Here is a 5,863-nt window from a genome sequence, read left to right as displayed (position 1 = left end):
GAAGACATCGGTGGCGGTGGGTCCAGATAAGTGAGTCCCGGGTCGTCGGCGTGGCCCGGTGCGTAAGAGTACGGCGGGCCGCCGCCGGCCCCTGCCCGCCGTATGTAGGCCCCGGCCCCCGGCTGGGACCAGGCCTACGCCGTCCTGCGCATCCCCAGGATCGCCCTCACCGCCCCCGTCGCCGAGGGCACCAGCAAGGGCGGGGTGCTCGACCGGGGATACGTCGGGCACTACACCCGCACCGCGCAGGCCGGGAAGGCCGGGAACTTCGCGCTCGCCGGGCACCGCAACACCCACGGCGAACCCTTCCGGCGCATCGACCGGCTCCGCAGCGGTGACCGGATCACCGTCGAGACCCGCGACGCCGTCTACACGTACACCGTCGGCAAACGCCTCGCCCGGACCGCGCCCTCCGACAGCGGCGTCATCGCGCCCGTCCCGCGCAGCAACATCACCACCTCCGTCGGCTACAGCGAGCCCGGCTACTACCTCACCCTCACCACCTGCACCCCCGAGTTCAGCTCCCGCTACCGGCTCGTCGTCTGGGGGAAGCTCACGGCCATGCGTCCCCGCTGAACAATCACGGGAACCCGAAGGCCGCCCCGATCATCGTGTATAACGAAAGAGTGCCGTTCACTCCTGTGGCCGGCACCTCGCAGAAGCGGTACGAGGATCGGAAACAGGAGGTGCACATCGTGCGGGACGCCAACGCCCTGCGCCGCGCCTTCGCCCGGCTGCTCCGGCCCGCCGGACTCGTCCTCCTCTTCCTCACCGAGATCCTCCTCGCCGAGGGCGGCAGCCTCTCCGCCGCCGTCGCGCTCGCCGCCACCGCAGCGGCCGGTTCCGCCCTCCTCGCCTGCGCCGTCATCAGCGCCCGCTGCGCGCCCCCGGTGCCCCGCACCCGGGTCCGTACAGCCATCAGGGACCGGGAGCGGCGCACAGCGTTCCTCCCGCAACGCGACCCCGACGCCCGGGGACGCACCAGGCCCCGGGCACCCGGGCACGCCCTCCTGACGGCCGCCGCGTAGCGCACCTCCGCACCCACGGCACCACCTTCCGTACGTGCGGTGCGCCCCCGCGCCGGCCGTCCTGCCGCCGAGCAACCACCCGTACCTCGTCGCCTTCTACGGCAGGTACCTCCCGGCACGACGAGACCCCCGGAGGGCTCACCCATGTCCGCCTTCATGTCCGCTTTCGCGAACCTGGTCGGCTCCCTCGCCGATCTGCTCGAACCGCTCTTCCAGACCGCGTCCACCGCCGCCGCGATCATCCTGTTCACCGCGCTCGTCCGGCTCGCCGTCCACCCGCTCTCGCGGGCCGCCGCACGCGGGCAGAAGGCCCGCAGCCGGCTCCAGCCGCAGATCGCCGAGCTCCGTAAGAAGCACGGCAAGAATCCCGAGCGGATGCAGAAGGCGATCATGGAGCTGCACGCCGCCGAGAAGGTGTCGCCGCTCTCCGGCTGCCTGCCGAGCCTGCTCCAGATGCCCGCGTTCTTCCTCCTCTACCACCTGTTCTCCAGCGGCTCCATCGGCGGCGAACCCAACGCGCTGCTCAGCCACGACCTGCTCGGCGCACCGCTCGGCGGGCGCTGGCACGACGCGCTCGCGCACGGCGGACCGTTCGGCGGCCAGGGTCTTGTCTACCTGGGGCTCTTCGTGATCGTCGCCGCCGTCGCCACGTTCAACTACGGACGCACCAAGCGGCAGATGGCCGCCAACCCGATGACGCCCGCCGCCGGCCCGGACGGACAGCCCGTGCCCGGGATGGGCGCGATGACCAAGCTCATGCCGCTGATGTCGTTCTTCACGCTCATCACCGTGGCCGTCGTGCCGCTCGCCGCCGCCCTGTACGTCGTCACGACGACGACCTGGACCGCCGTCGAGCGGGCCTGGCTGTACCGCGACATGCCGGTCGCCGGTGGCGCCATGGCCACTGCGGCGTAATCGGGCCGGCCGTTGCGCCGGTCCAGTGTGTGAACGAGGTCTTGCGGAGTGATCCGATCTCTTGGACGATCAGCCAAGCCCCTCGGCGGCCGCACCCCGCCGAAGGGCTCTCCACCTCGACCAAGAGGAGTTGGACCGTTGAAGCTGCTTCGAGTCGGTACGGCGGGCGCCGAGCGCCCCGCACTTCTCGACCGCGACGGGACTCTGCGTGATCTGTCGGGGATCGTCCCCGACATCGACGGCGAACTGCTCGCCGACGCCTCCGCGCTCGCCCGGGTACGGGCGGCCGCCGAGAACCCCGGTGTGCTGCCCGCCCTGGACGCGACGGGGCTGCGGATCGGCCCGCCGCTCGGGCGCATCGGCAAGATCGTGTGCATCGGGCTGAACTACCACGACCACGCCGCCGAGACGGGTGCGGAGATCCCGGCGGAACCGATCCTGTTCTTCAAGGCCCCCGACACCGTCGTCGGGCCCGACGACACCGTCCTCGTACCGCGCGGCAGCCGCAAGACCGACTGGGAGGTCGAGCTCGCCGTCGTCATCGGGCGCACCGCCCGCTACCTGGACACGGCCGAGGAAGGCCTCGCGCACATCGCCGGGTACGCCACCGCGCACGACGTCTCCGAGCGCGAGTTCCAGATCGAGCGCGGCGGCACCTGGGACAAGGGCAAGAACTGCGAGACGTTCAACCCGCTGGGCCCCTGGCTCGTCACCGCCGACGAGGTGCCCGACCCGCAGGCCCTGCCGCTGCGGCTCTGGGTCAACGGCGAGCTGAAGCAGAACGGGACCACGGCCGAGCAGATCTTCCCGGTCGGCGAGGTCGTCCGCTACCTCAGCCACTTCATGACGCTCTACCCGGGCGACATCATCAACACCGGTACGCCCGCCGGGGTCGCGATGGGGCAGCCCGAGCCCAAGCCGTACCTGAAGGCGGGCGATGTGGTGGAGCTGGAGGTGGAGGGGCTCGGCCGGCAGCGGCAGGAGCTGAAGGACGCGTAGCCGGGGGGCTGGCCGATAGGGGGCCTCGCCGAGAGAGGCCCAGCCGGGGGGCTGGCCGATAGGGGGCCTCGCCGAGAGAGGCCCAGCCGAGGGGCGGGGCGCCGTCGCTGTACGTGTACGTGACGGCGCCCCCTCCGCGTACGGGGTGCTCAGCCGCCCGGCCCGCCCTCCCCGTACGGCCGGTTCAGGCGGCCGGCTCAGGCCCCCGCCGTACCCGCGAACTGCTCCAGCGCCTCGACCACCATCGCGTGGTCCTCGGCCTGCGGCAGGCCGGACACCGTGACCGTGCCGATCACGCCCGCGCCCTCCACCTCGATCGGGAACGAACCGCCGTGCGCGGCGTACGTGTCCGGGTCCAGCCGGGACGACTCCTCGAACGTCGTGCCCTTCGCCCGGAACCGGGTGCCGACCAGGTACGAACTCTCGCCGTACCGCTCGACGACCTTGCGCTTGCGGTCGATCCACGCGTCGTTGTCCGCGCTCGAACCCGGCAGCGCCGCGTGGAACAGCTGCTGGGCGCCGCGCCGGATGTCGATCGCGACCGGTGCGTGCCGCTCCCGGGCCAGCGTGACCAGCAGGCTGCCGAGCGCGAACGCGTCGTCGTAGGAGAAGTGCGGGAGGGTGAGCCGGCGCTCCTGGGCGATCAGCTCGGAGATGGTGGGGGAGGTGGTGGTCATGCGTGCCGCTCCGCTTCTTCGTCGTGGTGCGGTTCGTCGTGGTGGGGGAGAAGGGTGACCGAGACGCCCTCGCGCGCCGAGCGGCGGGCGGCCTCCAGGACGTCGAGGGCCGCGGCCGCCTGGAGTGCGGTGACCGGGTTGTCGCCGGTGCCACGGACGGCCGCCGCGACGGCGGCGTAGTACGCGGGGTAGTCGCCGGGCAGCGTACGGACCGGGGCGCCGCCGCCGGTCAGCGGGGACTCGCCGGAACCGAGGCGGCCCCACAGCTCCTCCGCCTCCTCGCCCCACGGCTCACCGGCCGCCGGGCGCAGCCCTTCGCGCAGGGCCGCCTCCTGCGGGTCCAGGCCGCACTTCACATAGCCCGCCGCCGAGCCGAGCACCCGGAAGCGGGGGCCGAGCTGGGCCGTGGTGGCGCTGACGTACAGGTGCGAGCGGACCCCGTTCTCGTGCGTGATCGCGATGAACGTGTCGTCGTCCGCCGCCGCACCGGGACGCCGTACGTCGGACTCGGCGTACACCTGGACGGCCGGGCCGAACAGCACCAGCGCCTGGTCGACGACATGGCTGCCCAGGTCGTACAGCAGACCGCCGATCTCGTCCGGGTCGCCCGACTCGCGCCAGCCGCCCTTCAGCTGCGGCCGCCAGCGCTCGAACCGGGACTCGAAGCGCTGCACCTCGCCCAGCTCGCCGTCGCCGATCAGCGCGGCCAGGGTGCGGAAGTCGTTGTCCCAGCGGCGGTTCTGGAAGACCGAGAGCAGCAGCCCGCGCTCCTCGGCGAGAGCCGCCAGCTCGCGCGCCTCGGCGGCGGTCCCGGCGATCGGCTTGTCCACGACGACGGGGAGACCGGCCTTGAGGGCGGCCGTCGCGAGGGAGACGTGCGTCTTGTTGGGGGAGGCGATCACGACCAGGTCCAGCTCGTCGGCGCGTGCCCACAGCTCGTCCGGCGACGCGGCGAACCGGACCTCCGGATACGCGGCGCGGGCCTCGGCCCGGCGCTCCTCGTTCGACGTGACGACCGTGTCGAGGACCAGGCCCTCGGTCGCGGAGATCAGCGGGGCGTGGAAGACGGAGCCGGCCAGGCCGTAGCCGACGAGGGCGACGCGGAGACGCGATCCCGGGGCATCGGGGGCGCCGGAGGCGTCGGGGGCGTTGGAGGTCATGCGTTCCACTTAAGCAACGCTGTTGCCAAAGTGCAAGCGACCGGCACAATGGGGTGGTGAAGAGGAGCGAGTCGTGAACGGGAGCCGGACGAGGGCGCAGGCCGGGGTCAACCTGCCTGCCCTGCGCCACCACAACGCCGCGCTGGTGCTGGACCTGCTGCGGGCGGCCGGGGCGGAGGGCATCAGCCGGCTGGAGCTTGCGGAGGGCACTGGCCTCACCCCGCAGGCCGTCAGCAAGATCACCGCCCGGTTGCGCGAGGACGGGCTCGCCGTCGGCGCGGGCCTGCGCCCCTCCACCGGCGGCAAGCCGCGCACGGTGCTGCGGCTGGTCCCCGACGCCCAGTTCGCCGTCGGCCTGCACCTGGACCGCGACGGGCTCACCGCCGTCCTGGTCGACCTCGCGGGCCGGCCGGTCGCGGTCACCACCGCCCCGCTCGACCTCGGTGCCCCGGCGGAGCAGGTCCTCGCGGACGCGGCCGACGCCGTACGGGACCTGAGCGCGGCCGAGCCGCACAAGCCGGTCCTCGGGGTGGGCGTCGCGGTGCCCGGGCCGCTCGACCACCGGGACGGCGTGCTGCACCGGGTCACCGGCTTCCCGCGGTGGGACGGCTACCCGCTGCGCGCCGCCCTGGCCGAACGGACCGGGCTGCCGGTGGTCCTGGACAAGGACACCAACGCCGCCGCCCTGGCCCTCGCTCTGGGCGGGGCGGGTGGCGGTGATTTCGCCTACCTCCACCTCGGTACGGGGCTGGGCGTCGCCCTCGTCCTCGGCGGCGAGGTGCACCGGGGGGCGCGGACGGGGGCCGGTGAGTTCGGCCACCAGACCCTCCAGTTGGACGGCCCCCTGTGCGGCTGCGGCGGGCGCGGCTGCATCGAGGCCCTGTGCCTGGCCGCCGAGGCGCGCGGCGACCGGGGCGAGGCGGCCCGGGTCCTGGGCACGGGCGCGGCGAACCTGGTCGGCCTGCTCGACATCGACCGGGTGGTCCTGGGCGGCCGGACGGTGGCCGCCGACGAGGACGCGTACGTACGGGGCGTCCGGGCGGTGATCGAGGAGCGGGCGGCCCGGGGCGGGGCCGGGGGGGGG

At 73.5% G+C, this 5,863-nt stretch carries 6 protein-coding genes and 1 pseudogene; 5 read left to right on the top strand and 2 right to left on the bottom strand.

Annotation, left to right across the window (positions count from 1 at the left end):
• Positions 1-114: 114 nt before the first annotated feature.
• The 4 genes and pseudogenes from JS521_RS33190 to JS521_RS33175 all read left to right on the top strand — a co-directional run.
• Positions 115-576, top strand: a pseudogene (locus JS521_RS33190) (class E sortase); the annotation flags it as partial.
• A gap of 119 nt (positions 577-695) precedes the next feature.
• Positions 696-1,028 (top strand): DUF6412 domain-containing protein, encoded by a 333-nt coding sequence (locus JS521_RS33185; protein WP_205086608.1) that lies wholly within the window; start codon positions 696-698, stop codon positions 1,026-1,028.
• Between the two features lie 144 nt (positions 1,029-1,172).
• Positions 1,173-1,943 (top strand): YidC/Oxa1 family membrane protein insertase, encoded by a 771-nt coding sequence (locus JS521_RS33180; RefSeq protein WP_205086607.1) that lies wholly within the window; start codon positions 1,173-1,175, stop codon positions 1,941-1,943.
• 138 nt (positions 1,944-2,081) lie between these two features.
• Positions 2,082-2,942 (top strand): fumarylacetoacetate hydrolase family protein, encoded by an 861-nt coding sequence (locus JS521_RS33175; RefSeq protein WP_205086606.1) that lies wholly within the window; start codon positions 2,082-2,084, stop codon positions 2,940-2,942.
• A 197-nt stretch (positions 2,943-3,139) separates the two neighbouring features.
• Here the strand turns inward: JS521_RS33175 and JS521_RS33170 are convergent, their stop codons facing one another.
• On the bottom strand, positions 3,140-3,619 hold the full coding sequence (locus JS521_RS33170) for a heme-degrading domain-containing protein (protein ID WP_205086605.1): 480 nt from the start codon (positions 3,617-3,619) through the stop codon (positions 3,140-3,142).
• On the bottom strand, positions 3,616-4,779 hold the full coding sequence (locus tag JS521_RS33165) for a Gfo/Idh/MocA family oxidoreductase (protein WP_205086604.1): 1,164 nt from the start codon (positions 4,777-4,779) through the stop codon (positions 3,616-3,618). The genes JS521_RS33170 and JS521_RS33165 overlap by 4 nt, the downstream gene beginning before the upstream one ends.
• Positions 4,780-4,852: 73 nt before the next feature.
• Between JS521_RS33165 and JS521_RS33160 the strand changes: the two genes are divergently transcribed.
• Positions 4,853-5,863, top strand: a 1,011-nt coding sequence (locus JS521_RS33160; protein ID WP_205086603.1) for an ROK family transcriptional regulator, incomplete at its 3' end; no start/stop codon positions are given.

The sequence above is a fragment of the Streptomyces durocortorensis genome (assembly GCF_016901035.1).
Lineage (GTDB): Bacteria > Actinomycetota > Actinomycetes > Streptomycetales > Streptomycetaceae > Streptomyces > Streptomyces durocortorensis.
This window is presented reverse-complemented; position numbering and strand designations above follow the sequence as displayed.